The organism is Shinella yambaruensis (assembly GCF_050859155.1).
Lineage (GTDB): Bacteria > Pseudomonadota > Alphaproteobacteria > Rhizobiales > Rhizobiaceae > Shinella > Shinella yambaruensis.
The window spans coordinates 183,386-208,936 of sequence record NZ_CP150638.1; the positions used below are offsets into that span (position 1 = coordinate 183,386).

The window sequence follows — 25,551 nt, forward strand, 5'->3', positions numbered from 1 at the left end:
CGGACATGCGTCCGCTCCTTGGCAAGGGATACTATAAAACTTTGACGTTTGCGTAAACGTCAAAACATACCGGAGCGGTGAAATTTTCCTCGAGCGGGGAGGGATGGTGCGTCGCTGGCGGGTGGCGGATGGAATCCCCGCGCCCATGGCTGTGCCGCAAACGGTCGCCTTTCCCCGCGAGGACCATTCTATGAGCAAATCGTTAAAAAATTTCCGGGGCGATTAACCCCTTGTTTACCATGTTTCATGAATTGTGACGCCTGAGGGCGTGGGATCGGGAATCATTTCGGCTTCCCTTTGTGACGACCGGACAGGCGGTCCGGAGCCGACAGGGGCGATACTGTTTCCCATTGCGCATGCAGTGTTTGACGGCGGGGATCCGCCGATATGGAAGAAAAGGCGCAGCCGGGCGGCAGTGCTTTCAAAAGTATCTCCCGGCAGGCCGGATGGCCGCCAAAGCGAGGCGAAAGATGAACGGATCGCGAAACCCGCAACGTCACGGCGAAAGATCCTCGCTCGACGCGCTCAATCGCACCATCGAGGGGCTGGAAGCCCGCATCGAGGGCCTGATGGCGGGTGGCCGGGAGGCGCGCGGCCGCGGCGAGGAGCGCTATGCACCCCGCGGCGAACAGCCCCGTTATGATTCGGCGCGCGCGATCCCGTTGCGCGACGACCCGGTTTCCGAAATCGTGCAGCGCCAGCGCGCGATCGACGGGGGCCGCGAACGCGTCGCCCAGCGTCTGGAGCGCCGCCCGCTTTCGGCCGATCACCATGCCGCCGCCCAGCAGGCCCATGCTGCCTATGGCGGCCAGCAGACAAGTGCCGCTTATGGCGGCCAGCAGGCGCATCCGGCCTATGGCCATCAGCAGGCCGCACCTGCCCGTGCGGACAATTCCGTCGAGGATATCGCCAAGGCGCTCGTTTCGCTGCGCCAGGACCTGAAGAAGGACATCGCCGACGGGCTGGAGCGCGAGATGCAGTCGCTGCGCTCGGAGATCCGCGGCATCCGCCAGATGGCCGAAGGCCGCGACAACAATGACGACCTGCGCGAGGAGCTGCTGCGGCTTTCCACCGGCATCAACCAGCTCGGTCGCCAGTCGGGTCAGGCGGTCGGCCAGACGGAAGGCCTGCGCGTCGAATTCGACGAACTGCGTTCGGTGCTCGACGGGCTCGCCCGCGAGGATTCCGTGCGCCGCATGGAGGATCGCTGGAGCGGCGTCGAGAAGAAACTCTCGATCTTCGACCAGACGCGTGACGACGAGCTGGTGGCGCTTGCCTACCGGCTGGACGAGCTGAAGAGCCAGCTCGGCGCCATAAGCGCCACGCCGGCCATCCACGCGCTCGAAGGCAAGATCGAGACCATCGCCCGCGCCATCGACATGCTGGCCCGCCAGGCGCAGCCGGATGACGGCCGGTTCGTTTCCGCCGTCACCTCGCAGTTCGAGGGGCTGGATGCCCGTCTCGACGAGATCAGCCGGGCGATCGCCGCGGCCGGCCGCATGCAGCAGTCGTCCATGGCCGACAACGGCATGATGCAGCGCCTCGAAGGCCGCATCGCCGATCTCGCCGGCCAGCTCGATCTCATCGCCCACCGTCCGGAGCCCGTGCCGGACCAGGGCCTTGCCTTGCGCATCGAGGCGCTGGCGAACCGCATCGAGGACCTGTCGAACGAGCGCACGGCGCTGCGCCTCGAGGAGCGGATCGAGCAGCTCTCGCAGATGCTGGAGCAAAGCCAGCAGGCCGCGCCCGCCCAGGGCAGCGACGAGCTCGCCTACTATCTCTCCGACATTTCCCGCAAGATCGACGCGCTTGACCAGGGCAGCGTCAACGACCAGCTTGCCGAGCGGCTGGACGCGCTTGCCCGCCGCATCGACAGCCTCGACGTGCCGACCGGCAGTCCCTTCCAGGAAGACCGTTTCGCCCATATCGAGGGCCGCCTTTCGGCGATTGCCGACCGGCTCGATGCGACCCGCGTCGCCCCGGCGGGCGACCATGAGGCCCTGCGGGGCCTCGAGGCGCAGATCGCGCATCTCTCCACGCTGATCAGCACGCCGTCCGCCGCGGCGCCCGTGCCCGCCGAGTTCGAGAACCGTCTTGCGACGATCGAGGACTACATGGCGACCAATGACGAATATATCGTCGAGGCTGCCCGCCAGGCGGCGGAAGCCGTGATGGAAGCCTACCGCCATGCCGGTCCGGCCACGGCCGCCAGCACCGACATGGAGGCAATCGCCGGCCTTGCCGACGACCTGCGCGTTCTGGAGGAACTGACCCGCTCGAGCGAGGAGCGCACCGCGCGCACCTTCGATGCGTTGCACGACACGCTGGTGCAGATCGCCGGCCGCCTCGAGCAGCTCGACGCCCCGCACGAGACCTTCGGCCGTCGCGAGGCTGTCATGCCGCGCGCAGAGATGCCGGCCATGGACGTGGAGCGCCACGCTGCTCCCGTCTCCAGCATCTACGGCAACGACTACCCTTTTGACGATGACGGCTTCGGCGCCCGCGAGACCCGCAAGGCCGAAGCCGAGGCGCCGCAGGAGGAAAGCCGCTTTGCCGAGATCGAGGTCGAGAACATTCCCGTTCCCGAGCGGCCCGCCCCGGAAGAGGCGCTTGCGGACGAGCCCGCCGCGCTCGCTGCCGGCCAGCCGGCGGAGGTCCAGGCCAAGGGTGGCCTGCTCGCCGGCCTGAAGCGCCGCTTCGCCCCCGGCCGCAAGGAGGCCGCACCGCAGGCCGAACGCCAGCAGATCGACCCGACGCCCTCGCTCGACCCCACGGACGAACTGGCGCCGGAAGAGGCGAACCAGCTGCTGGAGCCGGGCTCCGGCGTGCCGGACGTCCGCCGCATCCTCGAGCGCGTGCGGGCCGGCCAGGCTTCGGGAAGCCGCCCGGCGGCCGGCAGCGAAGGCGAGAAGGCGGATTTCATCGCCGCCGCCCGCCGCGCCGCCAAGCTTGCCGCCGAGGAGACCGATACGATCTCCCGTGTCGCTCCCGCCAGGAAGACGGAAAAGCTGGCGAAGGGCGAGAAGCCGGCATCGGCGCTGTCGCGCCATCGCCGGCCGATCCTGCTTGCCGTCGGCGCCGTGCTGCTGGCGATCATGTCCTATCCGCTGGTCAACACGCTGGTGGCGGGTGACGAGGCGCCGGCCGTGGTCGAGCAGACCGCCATCACGACGAACGAGACGGCACCGGTCGAGACCACGACGGGCGCGGGCGACACCGCGACCGCCAGCACCGCCGCCATGCCGGCCGCCGGCGAGGAAACCTTGACGGATCCGGTCGCCGGCGACGGTGATGATGCCGGGAGCGGGGCGACGCGCGGCCTTGCCGACACGCAGACGAATGCCGGCGCCGAGCCGACATCGACCCAGACCGCCGCCACCGGCAGCGCGGCGCTGACGGCGCCGGCCGAGACGACAGACGGCGCCGCGACGGCCGGCTTCGAGCCGGTGACGACGCCGGAAACCGCTGCCGTCGAGGAAGCGCTGCCGGTCGACCAGACGCAGACGGCGGCGATCGTCGTTCCGGAAGCGATCACCCCGGCCTCGCTCTCGAAGGCGGCGACCGACGGCGATCCGCTGGCGCTGTTCGAGATCGGCGCACGCTATACGGAAGGCCGCGGCGTTGCGATGGACCTCGCGGAGGCCGCCCGCTGGTACGAGCTTTCCGCCGCCCGCGGCTTCGCGCCCGCCGAATACCGCCTCGCCAACCTCTACGAGAAGGGCCAGGGCGTTGAGCGCGACCTGCCGCGCGCCCGCGAGCTCTACGAGGTCGCGGCGAACAAGGGCAATGCGAGCGCCATGCACAATCTCGCCGTTCTCCTCGCGACAGGCGTCGGCACCGAGCAACCGGATTTCGACGGCGCGGCCAAGTGGTTCCAGAAGGCCTCCGAGTTTGGCGTGCGCGACAGCCAGTTCAACCTCGCCATCCTCTATGCGCGCGGCAACGGCGTGAAGCAGGACCTGGAGGAATCCTACAAGTGGTTCGCCATCGCCGCCCGCGATGGCGACGGCGATGCGGCGCAGAAGCGCGACGAGGTGGCCAACGCCATGCGCCCGGAGCAGCTTTCCAGCGCCAAGGCGAAGGCAGACCTGTGGAAGCCGCAGCCGCTCGACGAGAAGACCAATTCGGCGGACCTGCCCGATGAATGGGTCGGCAAGCCGACGAAGACCGCCAGCGTCGACATGAAGAAGGCGATCCGCAACATCCAGGCGATCCTCAACAACAACGGCTTCAATGCCGGCACGCCGGACGGCGCGATGGGCAAGAAGACGGTCGCCGCCATCAAGGCCTTCCAGAAGTCCGTCGGCCAGAAGGAAACCGGCGAGATCGACGATGCGCTGGTGACGGAGCTCCTGAAGCGCAACAAGCAGCCGAGCTGATCGGCGGACCGCCGGAGAGGTCCTGAAAGCGGCTTCTCCGGTTGACTTGTCCCCACCCTGCGGGCATGACGCTCACCACAGTGCGGCACACCGTTCACGATGTGCAACGGACGCTGTGGCATTGTGTATTCGCCGCACGATTTCATCCTTAAATCGGCCCCGATTTCAGGAATGATGCGGTAGAAATTTTCATGTCGCTCCAAGATGATAAGCGTTCGAGAAACGTTATCATCCTGAAAGGGCGGCAGAGCGGTTCCCGCAAGCGTGCAGAATGCGCCTTGCGTCCGGAACTGCGAAAAAGAGCGGCGCGCGCCGGAAGGCTGCGCCCGTGCCCGATCCTTGCGTGATGCAAGGCGCAACCGGCTGCCGGAGGGGCCTCACCTTCCCGCGGCGGGGCGCTTCCGTGCATTCGCAGCCTGCCGAAGGAGAGCCGCGACGGCAGGCGGAACGGTCAGCGGCCGCCGGATGTCTTGAGCCCGCGCAAGCGGAAATTTGCCGATCGGGGTATTGTTGTGACTGTCTATCTGCCCATTGCAGAGCTCTCGGTGAACATCTTCATCATTCTCGGCATGGGCGCGGCCGTCGGCTTCCTTTCCGGCATGTTCGGGGTCGGCGGCGGCTTCCTCATCACACCGCTCCTCATCTTCTACAACATCCCGCCGATCGTCGCCGTCGCGACGGGTGCCAACCAAGTCGTCGCCTCCTCGATATCGGGCGCGCTTTCGCATTTCCGGCGTGGAACGCTGGATGTGAAGCTCGGCACGGTGCTGCTCTTCGGCGGCCTTGCGGGCGCCACCGTCGGTATCTGGATCTTCTCGCTCCTGCGCAGCGTCGGCCAGCTCGATCTCGTCATCTCGCTGCTCTATGTCGTGCTGCTCGGCACCGTCGGCATCTTGATGCTGCTCGAGAGCATCCGGGCTCTGCGCCGCGCGGCGAACAACCAGCCCGTCTCGCTGCGCCGGCCCGGCCAGCACAGCTGGGTGCATCGCCTGCCGCTGAAGATGCGTTTCAAGAAGTCGAAGATTTATCTTTCCGTCATCCCGGTCATCGGCCTCGGTTTCGGCATTGGCATTCTCACCTCCATCATGGGCGTCGGCGGCGGCTTCATCATGGTGCCGGCCATGATCTATCTCCTGCGCATCCCGACCAATGTCGTCGTCGGCACCTCGCTGTTCCAGATCATCTTCGTCACCGCCTATACGACGATGATGCAGGCGACGACCAACTATTCGGTCGATATCGTGCTCGCCTTTATCCTGATGGTGGCGGGCGTCATCGGCGCGCAGTACGGCGTGCGCGTCGGCCAGAAGCTGCGCGGCGAACAGTTGCGTGCGCTGCTGGCGCTGCTCGTCCTTGCCGTCGGTGCCCGCCTTGCCGTCGATCTCGTCGTCACGCCGGCCGATGTCTATTCCGTCGTCAGCGAGGGGGTCTATCGATGAGAGCCGTCGCCGCGCTCCTTCTTGCCCTGGGTCTTGTTTTTCCCGCTGCCGCGCAGGTGCTGGAGGACAAGCCGGTCGAGTTCCCGGAAAAGCTCGAGATCGGCATCTCGACGGACGAGATCGCGATCTCCTCGGATTTCCGCGGCGCGGACCTGACGATCTTCGGCGCCATCGAAGGCTATGATCCGTCCCTGCTCGCCCAGCGCAAATACGATATCGTCGTGGCGCTGGAGGGTCCGAAGGACAACAACACGGTGCGCGTGAAGGAGCGCGTCTTCGGCATCTGGATCAACCGCCGCTCGATGACCTTCGAGCTCGTGCCGGAATCCTATTCGCTGTCGAGCACGCGGGATGTCGAAACGATCGCCGAACCGCCGGTGCTCAACGGCGTCGGCGTCGGCATCCAGCATATCCGCCTTTCGCCGATCGGTTATGTCGGCGACGGCAGCACCATCACGGAGTTCCGCGAGGCCTTCCGGCGCCTCAAGGAGAGCGGCGGCTTCTACCAGCGTGATCCGGGCGGCGTGCAGTTCATCAGCGCGAGCCTGTTCAAGGCGACGGTGAAACTGCCGGCAAGCGTACCGAACGGCACCCATGTCGTGCGCGCGCACCTCTTCCGCGATGGTGTCTTCATTGCCGAGAAGGCGCTGCCGCTGCGCGTGATGAAGACCGGCATCGAGCAGATGATCTCCAATGCCGCCTACAACAACGCGCTCGCCTACGGCGCTTTCTCCGTCCTCCTCGCCGTCCTCACCGGATGGCTGGCCAGCATCGTCTTCCGCAAGGACTGAGCGTCAGGAGCGGTAGACGAGGACGGGCACCTTGGCGTGGCTGAGCACCTTCGTCGTGACGCTGCCCATCAGGAAGGCGCTGACGCCGCGCCGGCCGTGCGAGGCCATGGCGATCAAATCGCAGCCCTTTGCCTTGGCGGTGTCGACGATCGCCTGCCAGGCGTCGCCGGCCGTCACCTGCAGCGTCTCGACCGGCACGCCTGCGGCGTTCGCCTTCGCCTCGACGGCGCCGAGGATGCGGATGCCGTCCTCCTTCACATGCGCTTCGTAATCCGTCCTGAGGCTGGCGGTCGCGCCGGGGGTCACGGGCAGGAAATGCAGCGGTTCGGCCACCGTCAGCGCCGTCACCCTCGCGCCGAGCGTCCTGGCGAGCTGGAGCGTCTGGTCGATGGCGGCGTTGGAAAGGTCCGACCCGTCCGTGGGGATGAGGATATGCTTGTACATGGTGCAGCCTCCTTTTTGCCCAGACTAGAACCGGCGTCCGGTGCTGCCTTGATGGAAATCAACCGCGACGCTTTCGTCAAGCATCGGCTGCGGCGGCGCGGCGGGCGACGACCGCCTGATAGGCGGCCTGCAGCTCGTTGAAGACCGAGCGGGCAGGGCGCGGCGCGCCGAGATGGATGGCCCGCAATTCGTCCATGAAAGCCGCCCACAACGGCGGGCCGCCCTCTTCCAGCAGCTCCGCACGGATCGACAGGTCCTCCGTCACCGGCAGGAAGCGCCGCCCCCAGGCCCCCATCATGGCGAAGACCGGCACCAGTGCAATGCCCATTTCGGTGAGGCTGTAGAGCGCCTTCTGCTTGTGGCTCGGATCGTCCGCCTTGCTGACAAGACCCTCGTCGACGAGGCGGCGCAGCCGGTCCGCCAGGATGTTGGAGGCGATGCCTTCCTCCGATTTCGTCAGGAGTTCGCGGAAATGGCGGCGATTGCCGAACATCATGTCGCGCAGCACGATCAGGCTCCATCGGTCGCCGAGGATTTCGAGCGTCAGGTTGATCGGGCAGCCGGAGCGGCGGGTGTCTTTCATCGAATTCTCCAAAACTGCTTGCACATTACAATCGGTTTCGCTATCCATCAACCAATTGCAATTCGCAACTGGTTTAAAGGCGCGCGGCAAACGGCCCGCAAGGGAGGGAAGGACGATGGCAAGGGTAATCATCTGGAATCTCGTGACGCTCGACGGCTTCTTCGAGGGCGAAAAGAAATGGGACCTCGACTTCCACAACCGGGCCTGGGGTCCGGAGCTGGAGAAGCTCAGCACCGATTTCGGCACGTCGGCGAGCCTCCTCGTCTTCGGCCGCGTGACCTATGAGGGCATGAAGGCCTATTGGACGACGACCGAGGACGAGGGCGCCGTGAAGGCCTTCATGAACGCCCTGCCGAAGCTCGTCGCCTCGCGCACCATCACCGCCTCCGACTGGAACAACACCGAGGTGACCGCCGACATCGTCGCGGCGCTTTCGGCCCGCAAGGCGACGCTCGACAAGACGATCTACGTCTTCGGCAGCGCCGACCTCACGGATTCGCTGCTGAAGGCCGGGCTCGTCGACGAGGTGATGCTGGCGGTGGTGCCGGTGCAGCTCGGCAAGGGCACGCCCTTCTTCAAGGAGGGCGCGCGGCGTGACTTCACGCTGCTCGAGGCAAGGCCGCTCGAAAACGGCACGGTGCTGGTGCGTTATGCGCCGCAGGCCGTCAGCCGATAAGGTTGGCGAAGCGCACCGAATAGATGCGGTCGCGGCCGAGCATGTGCGCGACGAGGTTCGGCCGCTCGAAAAGGCCGGTCATCGCCCTGTGGCGCAGATCCAGGCCGCCCGTCATCAGGCCGAAGGCGGGCATCAGGAGGCGCCGCCCGTCGGTCGCGAAACACGGTCGGCGCACGGCCTTCTCCCGGCGGATGACGGTGGCGGCCGGATGAAGGTGCCCGGCGATCTCGCCGGCCGGGGAAATCAGCGACGGCTCGTGCCGGAAGGCGAGGCCCGCATAGTGCAGCTCGTCCGCCGACTGGCCGGGCAGGTCCACCGTCCCGTCGGGATCGTGGTTGCCGTTGATCCAGATCCAGTCGCGCCCGCGCGCCAGCTCCGTGATCTTCGTGCGAAAAATGTCCGGAAGGTGGGCCGAGCCGACGCGGTCGTGGAAATTGTCGCCGAGGCTGACGACGATCGCCGGATCGTGCCTGAGGATGACGGCTTCGAGCACCTTGAGCGTGGCGAGCGTGTCGTAGGGCGGCAGCATCATGCCGCGCCGCGCAAAGGCGGCGCTCTTTTCCAGATGCAGGTCCGAGACGACGAGAAGGCGGGTTTCCGGCAGGTAGAGCGCGCCGAGCGGATCGCACACCACTTCCACGCCCGCCACCACGGTGCGGGCCGAAACGGCGCCGAAATCCTCGATCTTCGCCGATGCCAGCGCGAGCCTCTGCATGCCTGTCGTTCAATCCCTTCAGATGGCCGCCTCGCCCATCGCCTCGGCGATCAGGTCCTCCGCCGCTTCCGCCAGCAGAGAATCCTGTGCCTCGCCCGCCACCGGCTCCTTGCCGATTTCCAGCATGATCGGCACGGCGAGCGGCGATATGCGGGTCAGCCGCCGGTGGGTGATGTGGCCCTTGATTCGCGCCAGCATATCGCCCAATCGCTGAATATCCAAAAGCCCCGCCGCCGCATCGTTGCGCGTGGCTTCCAGCAGGATGTGGTCCGGCTCGTGGCTTCTCAGCACGTCGTAGATGAGGTCGGCGGAAACGGTGACCTGCCGCCCGGTCTTTTCCTTGCCCGGATGGCGCTGCTCGATAAGCCCGGCAATCACGGCGCAATTGCGGAAGGTGCGCTTCAGCATGAAGCTTTCGTCGAGCCAGGCTTCCAAGTCGTCGCCCAGCATGTCCTCGTCGAAGAGGTTTGCGAGTGACGGGCGCTCTACCGCAAAACTGTAGCCGAGATCGTCGAGCGCCCAGACGGCAAGGGAATAGTCCGTGGCAACGAAGCCGAGCGGCCGGCGGCCGGCGCGCTCCAGCCGGCGCGTCAGCAGCATGCCGAGCGTCTGGTGCGCCAGCCGCCCCTCGAACGGATAGGCGACCATGTAGTGCCGGCTGCCGCGCGGAAAGGTCTCGATGAGCAGTTCGTCGCGCTTCGGCAGGGCGGAGACGTCCCGCTGCAGGGCCAGCCAGTCGCGCACCTGCTCGGGCAGCCCGCCCCAGCGGTGGGGATCGTCCAGCATGCTGCGCACCTGGTCGGCGAGATAGGTCGAGAGCGGGAACTTGCCGCCGGCATAGGCCGGCACCTTCGGATCGAGCGAGAAGGCCTGGGAGACGAGACATTCGTTCTCGCGAATGCCCTCGAAGCGCAGCACCTTGCCGGAGAAGAGGAAGGTATCTCCGGGCGCCAGCATTTCGAGGAAATATTCCTCCACCTTGCCGAGCGAGGCGCCGCCGCGGCCGATCGCGCCCTTGGCGCCGCGCTTGACCATGCGCACGTTCAGCATCGGCATCTCGACGATCGTGCCGAGGTTGAGGCGGTATTGCTGCGCGACCTGCGGATTGGAAACACGCCACAGCCCGTCCTGCGTCTTGCGGATGCGGGCATAGCGCTCGTAGGTCTTCAGCGCATAGCCGCCGGCCGCGACGAACTGCACGATACGGCCGAATTTTTCCCGTGGCAGACCGGTATAGGGCGCGGCTGTGGTGATCTCGGCAAAGAGTGCGTCCTCGTCGAAGGGTGCCGCGCAGGCCATGCCGAGGACGTGCTGGGCGAGCACGTCGAGCGCGCCGTCGCCCACCGGCGGCGTATCCTGCGCGCCGAGATAGTTGGCGTCCAGCGCCGCCTGGCACTCCATCACCTCGAAGCGGTTGGCGGGCACCAGGATCGCCCGGCTCGGCTCGTCCATGCGGTGGTTGGCGCGGCCGATGCGCTGGGCAAGCCGCGAGGCGCCCTTCGGCGCGCCGACATGGATGACGAGATCGACGTCGCCCCAGTCGATGCCGAGGTCGAGCGTCGAGGTGGCGACGACGGCGCGCAGGCGGTTTTCCGCCATGGCGGCTTCCACCTTGCGGCGCTGGCCGACATCGAGCGAGCCATGGTGCAGCGCGATCGGCAGCGTGTCCTCGTTGATGTTCCAGAGCTCCTGGAAGAGGATTTCCGCCTGGCTGCGCGTGTTGACGAAGAGCAGGGAGGTCCTGTGGTCGCGGATCGCCTCGTAGACCTCGGGCATGGCGTATTTCGCCGAATGGCCGGACCAGGGCACGCGCTCCTTGCTCTTCAGGATGGTGATGATCGGCCGCGCCCCGCCCGGCGCCGTGACGAGGCCGGCATGCCGCGTCTCGCCGGGCTCTTGGGCGACCAGCCAGCGGCGCAGGTCCATCGGCTCGGCGACGGTGGCCGAAAGGCCGATGGTGCGAAGGCCGGGGGCAAGACGGCGCAACCGCGCGAGCCCCAGCGACAGGAGATGGCCGCGCTTGGAGGTGACGAGCGAATGCAGCTCGTCGAAGATCACGTATTTCAGGTCCTTGAAGAAGCGCGGCGCCTCGCCGCTGGCGATGAGCAGGGCGACCTGCTCGGGCGTCGTCAGCAGGATGTCGGGCGGATTGAGGCGCTGGCGCTGGCGCTTGGCCTGCGGCGTGTCGCCGGTACGCGTCTCGATGGTGATGGGCAGGCCCATCTCCTCGACGGGCTTCATAAGGTTGCGCTCGATATCGACGGCCAGCGCCTTCAGCGGCGAGATGTAGAGCGTGTGGATGCCGGTGAAGGCGCTGCCGGGCGGGATCCTGCCGCGGCGCGTCAGGCCGGTGAGGGCCGGCAGGAAGCCGGCGAGCGTCTTGCCGGCGCCGGTGGGCGCGATGAGCAGCAGGCTTTCGCCCGCCGTCGCCCGCGCAAGGAGCTCCATCTGGTGCGCACGCGGCTGCCATCCCCTGGCCGAGAACCAGGCGGTGAAGGCAGCGGGCAGGAGGCTGGGGCCGGTGGTGGAATCGACGGTGCTCACCGGCCTAAGCTAGTGAGCGCCGGACGAATGTGAAGCGGCCCGCCGAAAAATAGCCTCACATGGCGATGTAGCGGTCGGCGCGGTGGTTGACCGTCAGGAAGAGGTTGAGCACGAGCGCGCCGACCACCGAGCAGAGCACGATGAAGGGCGCAGCCACCGAGAAGGCCGCGATGAGCACGACGACGTCGAAGGCGAGCTGCACGAGGCCGGCGCGGATGCCGAAACGCTCCTGCATGTAGACCGCGAGCACGCCGATGCCGCCAAGGCTGGCGCGGTGGCGGTAGAGGCCGAGCAGGCCGAAGCCGAGCAGGATGCCGGCCAGCACCGCCGTCCACATCGGATCGATGCTCTCGATCGTCACGAAATGCGGCTGCAGCTCGGTGATCAGCGAGGTCATCGTCACGGCGAGCACGGTCTTGATCGTGAACGCCCAGCCGAGGCGCTTCAGCGCCAGGATATAGAAGGGGATGTTCACGACGGTGTAGTAGACGCCGAAGCTTACGCCGGTCAGGTAGTGCAGCACGAAGGCGACGCCGGCGGTGCCGCTCGCCACCAGCCCGGCGCTGCCCATCAGGGCAAGGCCGAGCGCCGCGATCATGCTGCTGGCGAACAGGCCCTGTGCGTCTTCCAGCGGCGTATGGCGGGTGGGAGTGGGATTCCAGAAGCCGAAGCGCCGCTTGTCGCCGTCCATGCCAGATCTCCGAGGGTTTCTTTTGTTGTATAGGGCGCAATGGCCGGCGCAAGCGCTGCCTTCGGCTAGGCTTCGCGCCTTGCGAGGAAGAGCAGTCCGTGCACCGGCTGGCCGGCATCCTGCCGGATCACGCTTTTCTCGGCGGCGAGGATGGCAAGACCACTCTCTTCGGCCCTTTGGCGGATGAAGCGTTCCGGATGGGCATAGCGCAGCGACGGGCGCAGCAGCGGTGCATCACCCGCCCCGCCGTCCTCGACGGAAAAGGCGAAGACGCCGCCGGCCTTCAAGAGGCGCGCGGCGCTCGGGAAGACCTCGGCGAGATCGCCGAGATACATCAGCACGTCGGCGGCGCCGACGAGGTCGGCGCGTTCCTCCGGCGCAGTGGCGAAAAGCCCGCTCTCTGCGGCCGGCAGCGACAGGTCGGCCTGCGCGAGATGGTCGTAGACCCCTTTCTCCGCCGCCTTGGCCAGCATGCCGGCGGAAAGGTCGAAACCCTCGAGCCGCCCGGCGCTGGCGCGCAGTTCCACACCGAAGAGGCCGGTGCCGCAGCCGATATCCGCGACGAGGCCGAAATACGCATCCTCGCCCGCATGCCGGCGCACCAGCCGGGCGAGCGTCTGCGGCACCGTATAGTCGAGCCGTTGCACGAGGGCGGTGTCGAAGCGGTCGGCATAGTCGTCGAAGAGCCGCTCGACATAGGCGGTGGAGGGCGCGGCGGGCGTTTCGGCAGCGCCCAGCACGGCCAGTTTCAGGCCGGCGCCGAAGATATCGGCCGGGTCGAGGGCGACGACCTTTGCAAGGGCGGCCGTCGCCGCCTCCTTCCGGCCCGATTTCTCCGCATATTCGGCGAGCCGGAACCAGCCGGCGGCCCAGGAGGGTACCTGTTCGAGCGCCTGTTCCATGAGTTCCGCAGCCTCCGCGAATTCGCCCGATTCCGCGAACATGCGGGCATAATCGGCGCGGCGGTCGGCGATGAGATCGCCGGAGGAGAAGTGCGGGCTCGTCATGGGGGCTCGAAAACGGAAAAACGGACGGCGCTACATGGCAGGGCCGCGGCAAAAGGCAAGCGAATTCTCGCGGGAGCCCCTTGCTTGCCGTGGAACCGGTGACGGCTTATCTGGAATGGACACGAGTTTTTGGAGAATCAATCGATGTCGAATGGCGTGAACGGGTTCCTCGGCGATACACCGATCCGCGTGATCACCAAGCTTCTGATCCTGTCGGTGGCCGTGGGCTTCCTGATGTCGATCTTCGGGCTCTATCCGGACGACATCCTCTTTGCCGTGCGCGATTTCATCGTCGATCTGTGGAACACCGGCTTCAAGACGCTGGGCCGCCTGGGCGACTACCTGCTGCTCGGCGCCGTCATCGTCGTGCCCGTCTTCATCCTCATCCGCGTCCTGAGCTACCGTCGCTGACCATGATGTCCCGTCGTGCCTTTCTTGCCGCCTCCGCGGCGTCCGTCGCCGTGCTCGCCGCGGGCTGTTCCACCACCGGCGTTCTGACCCCGTCGGCCGGCACCGGCAGCGACCAGACGACGGCCTCGCTCGCCTTCGTCAACAAGATCAGGACCGAACGCGGCCTCTCGCCGCTTTCCTCCGACAAGGCGGCGCAGCGCGCGGCCATGGACCAGGCAAGCCGCATGGCGAGCGCGGGCAGGATGGAGCACAATATCGGCTTCGGCGCGAATTTCCTGAAGCGCATGAAGGGGATGGAAGTGCCGCTGCCGGCAGCGGAAAACATCGCGGCCGGGCAGGACAGCGCGGCGGAAGCCTTCGATGCCTGGTATCGCTCGCCGAAGCACCTGGAAAACATGCTCGGAACGGGCTATCGCGGCCTGGGCGTCGCTGTCGTCTCCAATCCCGCGTCCGGCAACCGGCCCTATTGGGCGATGGTCCTGTCAAGCTGAGCGGGCTGATCCCTTCGAGATGATCGCCTGCGGAAGTCAGCCGGCCCGTAGTTTTTTGGACCGGGCCGGGGATTATCCCCGACCCGAGCGCTCGGCCCCTCAAAAGGGCTGGTCGAGCTGCGTGTCGATGTCGCGCGCATCAAGCGGCTTTCGGGGCCGTGCCGGCTTCAGGCGCGCAATGCGGTCGGGATTTTCCGCTGTCGGATTCTCGGGCACGGTGCCGGGCGGAAGCGTGTTGCGAGCGATGTCAGATTTGCTGGTTCGTTCCAATTCCTCGCTTGGATGCATGTCCGGGCGCAGAATGAGCCCGCTCCTTGCGAAGATCGACACTTCGCCTTCCTCCTCGCGCACATCCGCCCTGGCGCGCAGCCAGTGGGAATATTCGCGGCCTTCCGGGCGGCCTTCTTCTTCCCATATTTCATGGGCCCTTTGCCGGATCCGTTCGTTGTGATCATCCATGATATCGTCCCTTCCTGGCCTTTTTGGCCGTTATGGGCGGGATCGGTGCAGGCTACCGTCGATGCGAATCGGCATTTGCCGAACACTCCACCCGCAGGAACGAAACCCTTCAGGAGGACTATGGTTCCCGTGTGGCGGTCAGAGGGCGCGATCGGCCCATTGGGCGGTGCGCGTGCCGCGAAGCGCGGAGATCGAGGCGATCTGCTCGCGATCACAAATGCGCGAGAGGCCTTTCACGATTTCGCCGGGCAGGGTCGGGCCGGCATAGACCATGCAGGAATAGAGCTGCACGAGGTTCGCGCCGGCGCGGATCTTCTCCGCTGCCGTCTCGGCGCTGGAGACGCCGCCGACGCCGATGATCGGCAGGCTTTCGCCGACGCGCCGGCGCATCTTGGCGAGCACCACGGTCGATTTCTCGAAGAGCGGCTTGCCGGAAAGCCCGCCCGCCTCGCCGGCCTGGCGCGTGTCGCCGAGGCCTTCGCGCGACAGCGTGGTGTTGGAGACGATGAGGCCGTCGAGCGGATGGGCGAGCGCCACTTCGGCGATGTCGTCGAGGCCCTCCTCGGTGAGGTCCGGCGCGATCTTCAGGAAGACCGGCACATGGCGGCCGAGTCTCGCCGCCTCCTCGGCGCGTGCGGCGAGCACGGCGGACAGCAGGGCATGCAGGCTTTCCTTGGCCTGCAGGTCGCGCAGGCCCGGCGTGTTGGGGGAGGAGATGTTGGCGGTGAAATAGTGCGCTACGTCGTAGAAGGTGCGGATGCCGGCGACATAGTCGGCGATGCGGTCGGTGCTGTCCTTGTTGGCGCCGATGTTCACGCCGATCAACGCATCGCGCCGGCAGGCCTTCAGGCGGTCCAGCGCCGCCGCATGGCCGGCATTGTTGAAGCCGAGGCGGTTGATGACGGCATCGTCCTGCACAAGGCGGAAGATGCGCGGCTTCGGATTGCCTTCCTGCGGGCGCGGGGTGACGGTGCCGATCTCGGTGAAGCCGAAGCCGAGGCGCAGGAGGGCCTCCGGCACTTCGGCATTCTTGTCGTAGCCCGCGGCCATGCCGAGCGGGTTGGGGAAGGCAAGGCCGGCGACGATCTGCGCGAGGCGCGGATCGGCCTTGGCCGGGCAGGCGGGCACGAGACCGGCCTTCAGCGCGGCGATCGACAGGCCATGCGCGGTTTCGGGATCGAAGAGGAAAAGGCCCTTGCGGCCGAGGGTGGACAAGAGCGACATCAGAGCGGCATCTCCGGAAACTGGTGGGCGCCGTCCGGGCCGAGCGGCAGGGGCTTTTCCCAGAGCACGGCGGAGAGCGGAAGGGCGGCGTAGAGATGGGGGAAGAGGTCGCCGCCGCGCGAGGGTTCGTAGACCAGCCTTTCGCCGAGCGCCTCGCCATCGACGGCGACGAGGAGGAGGTCGGTCTGGCCGGCGAAATGGCGGGCGGCCGTCTCCTTCGCCTGCGCGGCGGTGGAGAAATGGATGAAACCGTCCGAGAGGTCGATGGCGGCGCCCTCGAAAATCCCGGTCGCCTTCGCCTTCTGCCACAGACTTGCCGGAACGATCTTGTAGATTGTTTTGGCCATCTCGTCCGTTCCTCCACTGGCTGCTGTTTTTCAACGGTAGCGCTTGCCGCAAAGAACGGCGAATGTCCACCGGCGACAGGCCCGCAAACCGGCTCTTGGAGGATTTTGCATGCGAATTCACGCTCTGCCTTTCATCTTCGTCGCCGCCCTCGTGGCGGGCTCCGCCCAGGCCGAGGGCGAGGGACGCTACCGCATGGAGAAGACGGACGGCGGTTTTGTCCGCCTCGACACCGCGACGGGCGAGGTTTCGCTGTGCCGGGAGCAGGAGGGCCAGATCGTCTGCCGCATGGCGGCGGACGAGCGCGCGGCCTTCGAAAAGGAGCTCGACCTTCTCACCAAGCGCGTCGAGGCGCTGGAAAAAGGCGGCGTGACGGGCGAGACGGCCGTAAAACCGTCGCTACCCACGGATGAAGAGATTGACCGGACCATGACCATCATGGAAAAGATGATGCAAAGGTTCATGGGCATCGTGAAAAACCTGGAGGAGGGTGAGGAGGAAACCGCCCCCGGGAAGGACGCGATCCCGCAGAAGACCTGACGGACATTCTTCGCCGGCCAAGGCCGTGCTGTGTCCGTCGCGGGTCCGTCTACTCCGGGGAGGGAGCGCATGGCATCGGCACTCACGATCATCATCGCGGACGACCATCCGCTGTTCCGCGGCGCTTTGAAACAGGCGCTGACCGGAATGGCGGGCAATCCTGATATCGTCGAGGCCGGCGATTTCGAGGCGGCGCGCAAGGCGGCCGCCGACCATTCGAACGCCGACCTCATGCTGCTCGACCTCGCCATGCCCGGCGTCAGCGGCCTGTCCGGCCTGATCTCGCTGAGAGCGGAATTCCAGAGCCTTCCCGTCGTCATCGTCTCGGCGAGCGACGACCCGGTTACCATCCGCCGGGCGCTCGATCTCGGCGCATCCGGCTTCATCTCCAAATCCGCCTCCATCGAGGATATCCGCGAGGGCATAGGCTCGGTGCTGGAGGGCAATATCTATACGCCCGGCGGCTATGTGCGCGGGCCGGAGCAGGACAGCGAGGTGGCGGACCTGATCGCGCGCCTGCGCACGCTGACGCCCCAGCAGTCGCGCGTGCTCGCCATGCTCGCCGAAGGCCTGCTCAACAAGCAGATCGCCTATGAGCTCAGCGTCTCCGAGGCGACCATCAAGGCGCATGTCTCTGCCATCCTCCTGAAGCTCAACGTCGACAGCCGTACCCAGGCGGTCATCCAGCTCGGCAAGATCGGCAGCGCCCAGGCCGCCGCCTGAGACCTACTCCGCCGCTTCCCGCTGCGTCGTCGAAAGCTGCGTCAGCCAGGCCCGCATGGAGGCGGGGCGGACGGGCTTGTTCTGCACGAGGATAGTGTCGCGCTCGGCCTCGGCGCGCACGTCCGGCGTGCGGTCTGCGGTGACGAGCAGGGCCGGGACTTGCCGGCCGAGCGCCGCCCGGAGCTTTCCGATCGCGGCAATGCCGGTGCCGTCGTCGAGATGGTAGTCGGCGATGACCGCATCGAAGGCGGGGGTGCCGGCTGCGGCCAGCGCCTCGACCGCGGCCACCGATTCGGCGAGCGTCACCGCGCAGCCCCAGCCGGAGAGCAGCAGCCGCATGCCGTCGAGGATCTTCGGCTCGTTGTCGACGCAGAGGACGCGCAGCCCCTTGAGCGGTTCGTCGCTTGCCGGCAGCGCGGCGGGCTTGTCGGCGACGTGGCGGCTTGCGACGGCATCGATCGGCACGCGCACCTTGAAGTTGGTGCCGCGCCCCTGCGTCGATTGCAGCTCGACCGGATGCGACAGCACGCGCGAGATGCGATCGACGATGGAAAGCCCGAGCCCGAGGCCCGGTGCCGTGCGCGCACCCTCGTCGAGGCGGGCGAACTCCTTGAACACGGTGCGGAATTTCGAGGCGGGAATGCCGATGCCGGAATCCAGCACCTGGATATAGGCGTGCCCGCCCTTGCGCCGGACGCCGACGAGGACCTTTCCCGAATTGGTGTACTTGATGGCGTTCGAGACGAGGTTCTGCACGACGCGGCGCAGGAGGTTCGGGTCGGTGCGGATGGCGAGCGAGGAGGGGAGCACGGTGAATTTCAGGCTCTTCGCCCGCGCCATGGGCGCAAAATCGGTCTCGATGCGCTTCAGGAGGTCCTTCAGCGGCACCGTCTGCACGCGCGGCTTCATCGCGCCGGTGTCGAGGCGGGAAATGTCGAGCACGGCGCCGAGAATGGCTTCCACCGATTCCAGCGAGGAATCGATGTTGTGGATCATCTGGCGGTTCTCCGTCTCCCCGAGCCGTTCGACGAGGGAGGAGGAGTAAAGGCGGGCGGCGTTCAGCGGCTGGAGGATGTCGTGGCCGGCGGCCGCGAAGAAGCGCGTCTTGCTGATATTCGCCTCCTCGGCGGCCGCGCGCGCTTCGGCGAGTTCCGTGTTGACGCGCGTGAGCTCGGCGGTGCGCTGGGCGACGCGCTGTTCCAGCGTCTCGTTGACCTGCTTGAGGGCCCGGTCGGCCGCCACGCGGTCGGTGATGTCGGTATAGGTGGAGACGAAGCCCTTTTCCGGCATGGCATTGGTGCGCACCTCGATGATGCGCTCGCCGCCGGAAAGCACCAGCGCAAAGGGTTCGTCGAAGGTCATGGTGCGCGTCACCGCGGCCTCGCGGTCCTCCTCCGCGATATCGCCGCGCTCGACGAGGATTTCCACGATGTCGGAAAGCGGAAAGCCGACCTGGCCGACATATTCCGGCAGGTCGAGCAACTGGCGGAAACGGCGGTTCCAGACGGTGAGGTTGCCGGCGCTGTCGAAGACGGCGATGCCCTGGTCCATCTGGCCGAGCGCGGTCTGCAGCATGTCCTGGTTGTATTGCAGGGCCTCGCTGGCCTGGTCGAGCAGCCAGTCCGTATCCGTCGGCGTGTCATCGATGCGCTGGAGCACGAGCGACAGGACGAGGCGGGCGGAGGAGGAGCCGATGGCGCTGCCGAGCAGCTGTTCGGAAAAGTGCACGATGGCGGCATCGGCCGGCGAATTGTCCTCCAGCCAGCGACCGACCTGCCGCTCATAGGTATGGAAGGAACGCTGCATGCGCTCCTCGCCGAGATACTTTGCGATGGTGGTCTTGAGATCCTTGACCGTCACCTTGGTGCGCCGGCCGCGGAAGGCCCGTTCGAGACGCGGCTTGGGACGGATGAAGGTGCCGGCCTGGAGCCGTTCCAGCGAGGTCGGGTTGCGGGTGAGCGAGCCGATGACATAGGCGCCGATGTTCACCATCATGGCGAGCAGCGTGGCGTTGACCAGCGGGTCCGCGTTCTCGCCAGTGAAGATGGTCGCACCGGGAAACAGGAAGCCGAGCACGGTTTCGGCGATATAGGCATTGTCGGCGACGCCGATACTCGGCAGGAAGAGCAGGTAGGCCCAGACGACGAGGCCGGAGATCATGCCGGCCATGGCGCCGCGGGCATTGGCATTGCGCCAGAAGAGGCCGCCGAGCAGCGTCGGGGCGACCTGCGCCGCCGCGGCGAAGGCGAGCAGGCCCATCGAGGCGAGGCCGGCATTGGCGGTCGCGGCGCGGTAATAGGCATAGCCGAGCAGCAGCACGAAGAAGATCGCGAGCCGCCGGATGCGCAGCAGCATGCGCGACAGGTCGTCCTGCTGCTCGACGCCGCCGATGAGATTGCGCCGCAGCACGACCGGGATGACGATGTCGTTCGACACCATGATGGAGAGCGCCACCGAGGCGACGATGACCATGGCGGTGGCGGCGGAGAACCCGCCGATGAAGGCGATGAGCGTCAGGACGGGCTGGTCGAGCGCGAAGGGCAGGGTCAGCACGTAGAGGTCGGCATCGCCCTGGCCGTTGAAGGTGAGCACGCCGCCGATGGCGACGGGCAGCACGAAGAGGTTGATGGCGACGAGGTAGAGCGGGAAGAGGATGCCCGCCATGCGCAGCTCGCCGGCCGTGCGGTTCTCCACGACCGTGACGTGGAACTGGCGCGGCAGCATGACGATGGCGAAGGCGGAGAGCACGATGAGCAGGATCCAGCGCGCGACCGGCGTCTCGTAGGTCAGCGCCTGCATGACGCGTTCGTTTTCCGCCGCGCGCTGCCAGAGGTCGCCGAGCCCGTCGAACATGAAGTAGATGACATAGATGCCGACGGACGCGATGGCGACGAGCTTGACCAGCGATTCCATCGAGATGGCGAGGATGAGGCCGTCCTGGTGCTCGGTGGCGTCCGTGTGGCGCGTGCCGAAGACGATGGCAAAGCAGGCAAGGAACAGCGTGACGACCAGCGGCAGGTCGATGAGGCCGCCGGAAGCGGCGATGCCGAAGCCGGTGGTATCGACCATGGCCGAGACGGAGCTCGAGACCGCCTTCAGCTGGAGCGCGATATAGGGAATGTAGCCGATCAGCGAGATGAGGGCGACGACGGCGGCAACGCCGGGATTCTTGCCGTAGCGCGCGGCGACGAAGTCGGCGATCGAGGTGAGGCGCTCGGATTTGGCCAGCGTCACGATGCGGCGCAGGAGCGGCATGCCGAGCGTGAACATCAGGATCGGGCCGATATAGATGCCGGCAAATTCGAGGCCATTGGTCGTGGCGAGGCCCACGCCGCCGAAATAGGTCCAGGAGGTGCAGTAGATCGCAAGGCTCAGCGCATAGACGAGCGGCCGGCCCTTCGATGTGCGGCCGGTGCGTTTTGCCTTCCGGTCACCGTAACTTGCGACTGCGAAGAGCAGGAGCAGATAGGCGAGCGCCAAGGCGAATATCAGCGAGCCCGGCATGCTTCCTCCCGCAGTCCTTCGGCCTTTCAAACGAGAATAGGCCAAAGCGGACGGGAAGGAAATTGCGTCGAAGGTCGAGGATGAAAAGGAGCGGTGTGTAACCCCGTCGATATTGATGGAACGCAGTTCCATCTCCATGAAAACTAATCTAGGTTGCTCGGGCTTTGCAGCAACAGGAGACCCTCATGCTCAATGAGTTCAAGGCGTTTATCGCCCGCGGCAATGTCATGGACCTCGCCGTGGGTGTCATCATCGGTGCAGCCTTCAACAAGATCGTCGAATCCGTCGTCAATGACCTCGTCATGCCGATCGTCGGTGCCTTGACCGGGGGCGGTTTCGACTTTTCCAACTACTTCCTGCCCCTGTCGAGCAATGTGACGGCCTCGTCGCTCGCCGCCGCCCGCGAGCAGGGCGCCGTTTTCGCCTATGGCAGCTTCATCACCGTATTCATCAACTTCCTCATCCTCGCCTGGATCATCTTCCTGATGATCAAGGGCGTGAACCGCATGCGCGCGTCGCTGGAGAAGGAAAAGGCTGCCGGTGCCGCCGAGCCCGCACCGCCGCCGGAAGACGTGCTGCTTCTCACCGAGATCCGCGACCTCCTGAAGAGCCGTCCGGTCGCCTGAGGCATCCAAAGCTGGTTTTTGTAGGTGAAAGGCCCGGTTCGCCGGGCTTTTTATACCGCGGGCCAGCCCGTCGCGCGGGCCTGCTCAAGCGTGGCGACGAGGGCATCGGCCGGTGAGAGGCCGAGACGCTCGCTCCGGCGCATGAGCCAGCCGGCATGCACGAGCCGGATTTCGACGGGAATACGCTCGATGCCGAGCGTGAGCGCGGCCGCCATGCGGTGCTTGCCGTTGGTATGGCGGATGAGGGTCCCGTCGGCGCCGATCGCCACGCCGATGTCCCGCTCGGCAAGGTCCTGCCAGAACGTGCGTGTCCAGCGGTGGCGCCGGCCGGTCTGGCCGCGCAGGCCGAGATCGGAATGCGGCACGATACCGTTCTTCTCGATGTCGGCGATGAGCGCCAGATAGTATTCGAAGAAATTGTCGAGCTTGTCGATCGTGTCGAGGGCGATGCGGTTGCGCTTGACCGTCGCGCCGCCCCTGATGCGCTCGGCATAGGCCTGGTAGCGTGCCCCCGCGCGAAAATCCTGCCGCGTTTCGACGAGTTCGACGATCTCCGCATGGGAGGAGGATTTGTCGAGCGGTTCGACGACGCGGCTCCAGTCGCTGCCGTCGAGGAAATGTGTGCCGATCCAGCGAAGCTGGCCACGATCGGAGATGTTGTCGCGCAGCCGGGTCGTCAGGCGTTTGGTGGCGACGGGGATCACCAGCTGTTCGCCGAAATGGAAGTGGCCCTGGGCGGCGAGGATGGCCGGGCCGCCCTCGCGGTCGAGCCGCCGGGTCGCGCGGTTGAACCGGACGGTAAAGCCGACATGGGCCGCTGCGAAGTCGCGCATCGGCACCCAGTCGAGCGCCTTCTGGATGAGCGAGGGCACGGGAGGCCGCGCACCGGGCGGCACCCTTTGATAGACTGGTCCTGGAAAAGCCTGCTGGTCCGCCAACCTGTATTCGAGTCCGTTCCCGTGGCCGTCGGCGCAAGGGCTGGCAGACGGCAGCGCCATCCATGACAAATAAACGACGGCTTGCAAAGGCGTGGAATCGGCCAGCGCCGCCGGCGCCCGGAAAACCCGGGCATATCCGGGCTTTGCGTCGTCGGCCGGTCCGTTCGGGAACGTGCGGGGCGGTGTGCCTGATGCCTTGCCGCCGCGAATCAGGCCGTAGCGCCGGCTGTCTTCGTCTGGTGGATCTCGATGAGGCTCGGGCCCTTGCGGCCGCCTGCCTGCTCCAGCGCGGCCGGCAGGTCGCGCACGTCGGCGAGGCGTTCGGCGGGCACGCCATAGGCGGTGCCGATGGCGATGAAGTCGGGCGCGGAGGGTTTCACCCCTTCCGGCGTGATGCCGGCCTCGACCATGAAGTTCTCGATCTCCTGGTAGCCGTCATTGTTCCAGACGAGGAAGACGACGCGCGCGCCGGCATCCGCCGCCGAGCCGATCTCCGACAGGGAGAACTGCAGGCCGCCATCGCCGACAAGGCAGATAACCGGCGCATCGGGTTCGGCAAGGGCTGCGCCGATGGCGGCGGGCGGGGCGAAGCCGAGCGCGCCGTAGCCGGTCGCGGCGTTGAACCAGCTGCGCGGGCGCGGCGCGTCGCAATAGTAGTTGCCGGCATAGACGGCCTGGGTGGAATCGCCCACGATGATCGCCTTCGGCAGCGTGCGCCAGATGGCATCGATGACGCCGATTTCCGCCTGCATCTTCGCCGTCAGCTCGTTCCAGGCGCCCTTGCGGGCGGTTTCGGCGCGCGCGGCGCCGTTGCCTGTCGCCTTGTGGCCCTCGAGGAAGCCGAGCATGCCGGCCGCCGCCGTCTTGGCGCTGGAGAAGATCGAAAGCCCCGATTGCGGCGTGCGGGCAAGCTGGGCGGCGTCGATATCGATGCGGATCAGCGATTTCAGCCGCGGGAAGCCGTTGTCGACATTGATGTCATAGTCCGTCGGGCCGAATTCCGTGCCGAAGGCGACGACGAGGTCGGCATCGGCAAGCAGCCGGCGCACGGCCTTGAGGCTGGGGCTGGCCGGCACGCGCAGGGCACTTCCGGCAAGCATCCCGCGGGCATTGACGGTGGTGACGACGGGCGCGCCGATCCGCTCGGCAAGGGCGCGGATCTCCTCTTCCGCCGTCACCGCCCCGCCGCCGGCGAGGATGACGGGGCGCGAGGCATTGGTGCACAGGATGGCGGCGCGCTGCAGGGTTTCCGCATCGGCGCGCGGGCGCGTGGCGACCGCGGCGGGGAAGCTGCCGGTCTCGATGGGCTTCGCCATCACATCGGTCGGGATTTCGATATGCACCGGGCCGGGGCGGCCGGACAGCAGCACGGCAAAGGCGCGTTCCATGACGAGCGGCAGGTCGGCGGGATTGAGCAGCGTGTGCGAATAGAGGGCGAGCGTCTTCATCATGCCCTGCTGGTCCGGCAATTCGTGCAGCAGGCCGCGGCCATGGCCGAGCGAATCGCGCCGGTTGACGCCGGATATGACCAGCATGGGCACGGAATCCTGCCGCGCCTGCGCCATCGCCGTGATGGTGTTGGTAAGGCCGGGGCCGGTGATGACCAGCGCGACGCCCGGCTTGCCGGAAACGCGCGCATACCCGTCCGCCATGAAGCCGGCGCCCTGTTCGTGGCGCGGCGTGATGTGGCGGATCTTCGCGGCGGCAAGGCCCCGATAGAGCTCGACCGTGTGCACGCCCGGAATGCCGAACACGACCTCGACGCCGTTCGCCTCCAGGAGGTCGACGAGAACTTCCCCGACGGTTTTCGTGCTCATGCGCGGCGCTCCTTCGGCATGGTGGAACGGGTTGCGAGCGCGGTGATGCGCCGGCAGGCCTCGTCGATATGGGCATCGGGCACGGTCAGGCTGAGGCGGATGAAGCCTTCCGCCTCCTCGCCGAAGGAGGAACCCGGCATGACCGCGACACGTTCCTCGCGCAGGAGTGCCCGGGCGAAATCCTCGCCGCTCATGCCCGTTTCGGAAACGTCGACGACGATGAACATGCCGGCCTCCGGCGGCAGCGGCACGAGGCCGGGTGCGCGCGACAGGGCTTCGGCGAAGCGGGCGGCACGCGCCTTGTAGCTCTGGCGCATCGTCGCGGCGGTCGAGATCGGGTTGTCGAGCGCATAGGCCGTCATGTCGGCGATGAAGGGCTGGCCGCCGAACAGCATCGTCTCGGAAACCGAGAGCAGCCGCGTGCAGAATTCCGCCGGGCCGATCGCCCAGCCGCTGCGGAAGCCCGGCGCGGCGTGGGATTTCGAGATGGAGGAGACGACGATGGTGCGCTCGGCAAGGTCGGGATTGTCGAAGGGGGAGGCGAAGGCCGCGCCGAAGACGAGCTCTTCATAGACCTCGTCGCAGACGATCCACAGGTCGTGCCTGCGGCAGACGGCGCCGATCTCGGCGATCTCGGCGGCGCTCAGCACCGCGCCTGTCGGGTTGTGCGGCGTGTTGAGCAGCAGTACCCGGCAGGCCGGCGTGATGGCGGCTTCGAGGTCGGCCGCCTTCATGTGGAAGCCGTTTTCCGGGCGCAGCGGCACGGCGATGCGCTCGGCGCCGGTGGCGCGGATGACGCCCTCGTAGGTGGCATAGAGCGGATCGCCGACGAGCACCGCATCGCCCGCTTCCACGAGGCCGAGCATGACGGCGAAGAGGGCGGTCTGGGTGCCGGGGAAGCAGAGCACGTTGGCGGAGGTCACGTCGCAGCGGCGCTTCTGGTACTTGCGCACCAGCGCGTCGACCACGGAGGGTTCGCCGCGGCCGTTGGAATAGCGGTGGCGGCCGGCATGCATGGTGCGCGCGGCCTCGGCCAGCAGCGCCGGGTCCGGCGGCACGTCCGGCTCGCCGATGGTCAGCTCGATGACCGCCGCGCCTTCGGCCTTCATGCGTCGCGCCTCGGCGTGGATGGCCCATTTTTCAGAGCCGAGATTGGCAAGCCGATCTGTGATGGATGCATAGCGCATGGCCGTCCTCCGCATTT

22 protein-coding genes are annotated in these 25,551 nt (G+C 66.7%); 9 read left to right on the plus strand and 13 right to left on the minus strand.

Annotation, left to right across the window (positions count from 1 at the left end; translation table 11 throughout):
* Positions 1-470 precede the first annotated feature (470 nt).
* The 3 genes from WMC41_RS00940 (at position 471) to WMC41_RS00950 (ending at position 6,609) form a co-directional block, all read left to right on the plus strand.
* Positions 471-4,379, plus strand: coding sequence for a peptidoglycan-binding protein (locus tag WMC41_RS00940; RefSeq protein ID WP_432346738.1), 3,909 nt, complete (start codon positions 471-473; stop codon positions 4,377-4,379).
* A gap of 512 nt (positions 4,380-4,891) precedes the next feature.
* The gene (locus WMC41_RS00945) at positions 4,892-5,818 is read left to right on the plus strand and encodes a sulfite exporter TauE/SafE family protein (RefSeq protein ID WP_244767380.1); all 927 of its coding nucleotides are present in this window, start codon (positions 4,892-4,894) and stop codon (positions 5,816-5,818) included.
* The gene (locus tag WMC41_RS00950; protein WP_244767381.1) at positions 5,815-6,609 is read left to right on the plus strand and encodes a TIGR02186 family protein; all 795 of its coding nucleotides are present in this window, start codon (positions 5,815-5,817) and stop codon (positions 6,607-6,609) included. The genes WMC41_RS00945 and WMC41_RS00950 overlap by 4 nt, the downstream gene beginning before the upstream one ends.
* Positions 6,610-6,612: 3 nt before the next feature.
* Here WMC41_RS00950 and WMC41_RS00955 read toward each other — a convergent pair whose 3' ends face one another.
* Both WMC41_RS00955 and WMC41_RS00960 read right to left on the minus strand, forming a co-directional pair.
* Positions 6,613-7,053, minus strand: a complete 441-nt coding sequence (locus tag WMC41_RS00955; protein ID WP_244767382.1) for a universal stress protein — start codon at positions 7,051-7,053, stop codon at positions 6,613-6,615.
* 76 nt (positions 7,054-7,129) lie between these two features.
* Entirely contained in the window at positions 7,130-7,636 is a 507-nt protein-coding gene (locus WMC41_RS00960; protein WP_432346741.1) for a winged helix-turn-helix transcriptional regulator, read from the minus strand.
* Between the two features lie 115 nt (positions 7,637-7,751).
* Here WMC41_RS00960 and WMC41_RS00965 point away from each other — a divergent pair, with 115 nt between their 5' ends.
* Complete coding sequence (locus WMC41_RS00965) at positions 7,752-8,312, plus strand: dihydrofolate reductase family protein (protein WP_432346743.1); 561 nt, start codon at positions 7,752-7,754, stop codon at positions 8,310-8,312.
* Here the strand turns inward: WMC41_RS00965 and pdeM are convergent.
* The 4 genes from pdeM to WMC41_RS00985 all read right to left on the minus strand — a co-directional run bounded on the left by pdeM (position 8,302) and on the right by WMC41_RS00985 (position 13,269).
* Positions 8,302-9,027: a ligase-associated DNA damage response endonuclease PdeM gene (gene pdeM / locus WMC41_RS00970; RefSeq protein ID WP_432346745.1), complete on the minus strand. Its 726-nt coding sequence runs from the start codon at positions 9,025-9,027 to the stop codon at positions 8,302-8,304. The two genes, WMC41_RS00965 and pdeM, sit on opposite strands and share 11 nt — an antisense overlap.
* A gap of 18 nt (positions 9,028-9,045) precedes the next feature.
* A complete protein-coding gene (locus tag WMC41_RS00975; protein WP_432346747.1) occupies positions 9,046-11,571 on the minus strand; it encodes a ligase-associated DNA damage response DEXH box helicase in 2,526 nt (841 codons plus the stop codon).
* Between the two features lie 55 nt (positions 11,572-11,626).
* Positions 11,627-12,262 carry a YitT family protein gene (locus WMC41_RS00980; RefSeq protein WP_244767386.1) on the minus strand — a complete coding sequence of 212 codons (636 nt, stop codon included), beginning with the start codon at positions 12,260-12,262 and terminating at the stop codon, positions 11,627-11,629.
* Between the two features lie 65 nt (positions 12,263-12,327).
* Positions 12,328-13,269, minus strand: coding sequence for a methyltransferase domain-containing protein (locus WMC41_RS00985; RefSeq protein ID WP_432346750.1), 942 nt, complete (start codon positions 13,267-13,269; stop codon positions 12,328-12,330).
* 144 nt (positions 13,270-13,413) lie between these two features.
* Here WMC41_RS00985 and WMC41_RS00990 point away from each other — a divergent pair, with 144 nt between their 5' ends.
* Both WMC41_RS00990 and WMC41_RS00995 read left to right on the plus strand, forming a co-directional pair.
* A complete protein-coding gene (locus WMC41_RS00990; protein WP_432346752.1) occupies positions 13,414-13,680 on the plus strand; it encodes a DUF6460 domain-containing protein in 267 nt (88 codons plus the stop codon).
* Between the two features lie 2 nt (positions 13,681-13,682).
* Entirely contained in the window at positions 13,683-14,171 is a 489-nt protein-coding gene (locus WMC41_RS00995; protein WP_432346754.1) for a CAP domain-containing protein, read from the plus strand.
* A gap of 99 nt (positions 14,172-14,270) precedes the next feature.
* Here WMC41_RS00995 and WMC41_RS01000 read toward each other — a convergent pair whose 3' ends face one another.
* From WMC41_RS01000 to WMC41_RS01010, 3 genes are all read right to left on the minus strand, one after another.
* Positions 14,271-14,630 carry a DUF2934 domain-containing protein gene (locus WMC41_RS01000; protein WP_244767389.1) on the minus strand — a complete coding sequence of 120 codons (360 nt, stop codon included), beginning with the start codon at positions 14,628-14,630 and terminating at the stop codon, positions 14,271-14,273.
* Between the two features lie 138 nt (positions 14,631-14,768).
* Positions 14,769-15,854 carry a quinone-dependent dihydroorotate dehydrogenase gene (locus WMC41_RS01005; RefSeq protein WP_432346756.1) on the minus strand — a complete coding sequence of 362 codons (1,086 nt, stop codon included), beginning with the start codon at positions 15,852-15,854 and terminating at the stop codon, positions 14,769-14,771.
* Positions 15,854-16,201, minus strand: coding sequence for a DUF952 domain-containing protein (locus tag WMC41_RS01010; RefSeq protein WP_432346758.1), 348 nt, complete (start codon positions 16,199-16,201; stop codon positions 15,854-15,856). Before WMC41_RS01010 ends, WMC41_RS01005 begins: the two co-directional genes overlap by 1 nt.
* A 109-nt stretch (positions 16,202-16,310) precedes the next feature.
* On the opposite strand from WMC41_RS01010, the gene WMC41_RS01015 reads away from it, so the two are divergent.
* Together WMC41_RS01015 and WMC41_RS01020 are read left to right on the plus strand one after the other, a co-directional pair.
* Complete coding sequence (locus tag WMC41_RS01015; RefSeq protein ID WP_432346760.1) at positions 16,311-16,739, plus strand: hypothetical protein; 429 nt, start codon at positions 16,311-16,313, stop codon at positions 16,737-16,739.
* Between the two features lie 69 nt (positions 16,740-16,808).
* Positions 16,809-17,462 (plus strand): response regulator, encoded by a 654-nt coding sequence (locus WMC41_RS01020; RefSeq protein ID WP_432346762.1) that lies wholly within the window; start codon positions 16,809-16,811, stop codon positions 17,460-17,462.
* Positions 17,463-17,465: 3 nt separating this feature from the next.
* Here WMC41_RS01020 and WMC41_RS01025 read toward each other — a convergent pair whose 3' ends face one another.
* The gene (locus tag WMC41_RS01025) at positions 17,466-20,966 is read right to left on the minus strand and encodes a PAS domain-containing hybrid sensor histidine kinase/response regulator (RefSeq protein ID WP_432346764.1); all 3,501 of its coding nucleotides are present in this window, start codon (positions 20,964-20,966) and stop codon (positions 17,466-17,468) included.
* 185 nt (positions 20,967-21,151) lie between these two features.
* On the opposite strand from WMC41_RS01025, the gene mscL reads away from it, so the two are divergent.
* A complete protein-coding gene (gene mscL / locus WMC41_RS01030; RefSeq protein WP_064332380.1) occupies positions 21,152-21,592 on the plus strand; it encodes a large conductance mechanosensitive channel protein MscL in 441 nt (146 codons plus the stop codon).
* A gap of 50 nt (positions 21,593-21,642) precedes the next feature.
* On the opposite strand, the gene WMC41_RS01035 is transcribed toward mscL, so the two are convergent.
* From WMC41_RS01035 to WMC41_RS01045, 3 genes are all read right to left on the minus strand, one after another.
* Positions 21,643-22,464, minus strand: a complete 822-nt coding sequence (locus WMC41_RS01035; protein WP_432346767.1) for a hypothetical protein — start codon at positions 22,462-22,464, stop codon at positions 21,643-21,645.
* A 275-nt stretch (positions 22,465-22,739) separates the two neighbouring features.
* Positions 22,740-24,347 carry a 5-guanidino-2-oxopentanoate decarboxylase gene (locus tag WMC41_RS01040; protein ID WP_432346769.1) on the minus strand — a complete coding sequence of 536 codons (1,608 nt, stop codon included), beginning with the start codon at positions 24,345-24,347 and terminating at the stop codon, positions 22,740-22,742.
* Positions 24,344-25,534 (minus strand): pyridoxal phosphate-dependent aminotransferase, encoded by a 1,191-nt coding sequence (locus tag WMC41_RS01045; protein ID WP_432346771.1) that lies wholly within the window; start codon positions 25,532-25,534, stop codon positions 24,344-24,346. Before WMC41_RS01045 ends, WMC41_RS01040 begins: the two co-directional genes overlap by 4 nt.
* Between the last annotated feature and the right edge of the window lie 17 nt (positions 25,535-25,551).

Excerpts from the sequence above, each read along its gene's own strand:
- WMC41_RS00940 (WP_432346738.1), top strand. The coding sequence starts at position 471 with ATGAACGGATCGCGAAACCCGCAACGTCACGGCGAAAGATCCTCGCTC.
- WMC41_RS00950 (WP_244767381.1), top strand. The coding sequence starts at position 5,815 with ATGAGAGCCGTCGCCGCGCTCCTTCTTGCCCTGGGTCTTGTTTTTCCC.
- WMC41_RS00955 (WP_244767382.1), bottom strand. The coding sequence starts at position 7,053 with ATGTACAAGCATATCCTCATCCCCACGGACGGGTCGGACCTTTCCAAC.
- WMC41_RS00960 (WP_432346741.1), bottom strand. The coding sequence starts at position 7,636 with ATGAAAGACACCCGCCGCTCCGGCTGCCCGATCAACCTGACGCTCGAA.
- WMC41_RS00965 (WP_432346743.1), top strand. The coding sequence starts at position 7,752 with ATGGCAAGGGTAATCATCTGGAATCTCGTGACGCTCGACGGCTTCTTC.
- pdeM (WP_432346745.1), bottom strand. The coding sequence starts at position 9,027 with ATGCAGAGGCTCGCGCTGGCATCGGCGAAGATCGAGGATTTCGGCGCC.
- WMC41_RS00980 (WP_244767386.1), bottom strand. The coding sequence starts at position 12,262 with ATGGACGGCGACAAGCGGCGCTTCGGCTTCTGGAATCCCACTCCCACC.
- WMC41_RS00985 (WP_432346750.1), bottom strand. The coding sequence starts at position 13,269 with ATGACGAGCCCGCACTTCTCCTCCGGCGATCTCATCGCCGACCGCCGC.
- WMC41_RS00990 (WP_432346752.1), top strand. The coding sequence starts at position 13,414 with ATGTCGAATGGCGTGAACGGGTTCCTCGGCGATACACCGATCCGCGTG.
- WMC41_RS00995 (WP_432346754.1), top strand. The coding sequence starts at position 13,683 with ATGATGTCCCGTCGTGCCTTTCTTGCCGCCTCCGCGGCGTCCGTCGCC.
- WMC41_RS01000 (WP_244767389.1), bottom strand. The coding sequence starts at position 14,630 with ATGGATGATCACAACGAACGGATCCGGCAAAGGGCCCATGAAATATGG.
- WMC41_RS01005 (WP_432346756.1), bottom strand. The coding sequence starts at position 15,854 with ATGTCGCTCTTGTCCACCCTCGGCCGCAAGGGCCTTTTCCTCTTCGAT.
- WMC41_RS01010 (WP_432346758.1), bottom strand. The coding sequence starts at position 16,201 with ATGGCCAAAACAATCTACAAGATCGTTCCGGCAAGTCTGTGGCAGAAG.
- WMC41_RS01015 (WP_432346760.1), top strand. The coding sequence starts at position 16,311 with ATGCGAATTCACGCTCTGCCTTTCATCTTCGTCGCCGCCCTCGTGGCG.
- WMC41_RS01020 (WP_432346762.1), top strand. The coding sequence starts at position 16,809 with ATGGCATCGGCACTCACGATCATCATCGCGGACGACCATCCGCTGTTC.
- WMC41_RS01025 (WP_432346764.1), bottom strand. The coding sequence starts at position 20,966 with ATGCCGGGCTCGCTGATATTCGCCTTGGCGCTCGCCTATCTGCTCCTG.
- mscL (WP_064332380.1), top strand. The coding sequence starts at position 21,152 with ATGCTCAATGAGTTCAAGGCGTTTATCGCCCGCGGCAATGTCATGGAC.
- WMC41_RS01040 (WP_432346769.1), bottom strand. The coding sequence starts at position 24,347 with ATGAGCACGAAAACCGTCGGGGAAGTTCTCGTCGACCTCCTGGAGGCG.
- WMC41_RS01045 (WP_432346771.1), bottom strand. The coding sequence starts at position 25,534 with ATGCGCTATGCATCCATCACAGATCGGCTTGCCAATCTCGGCTCTGAA.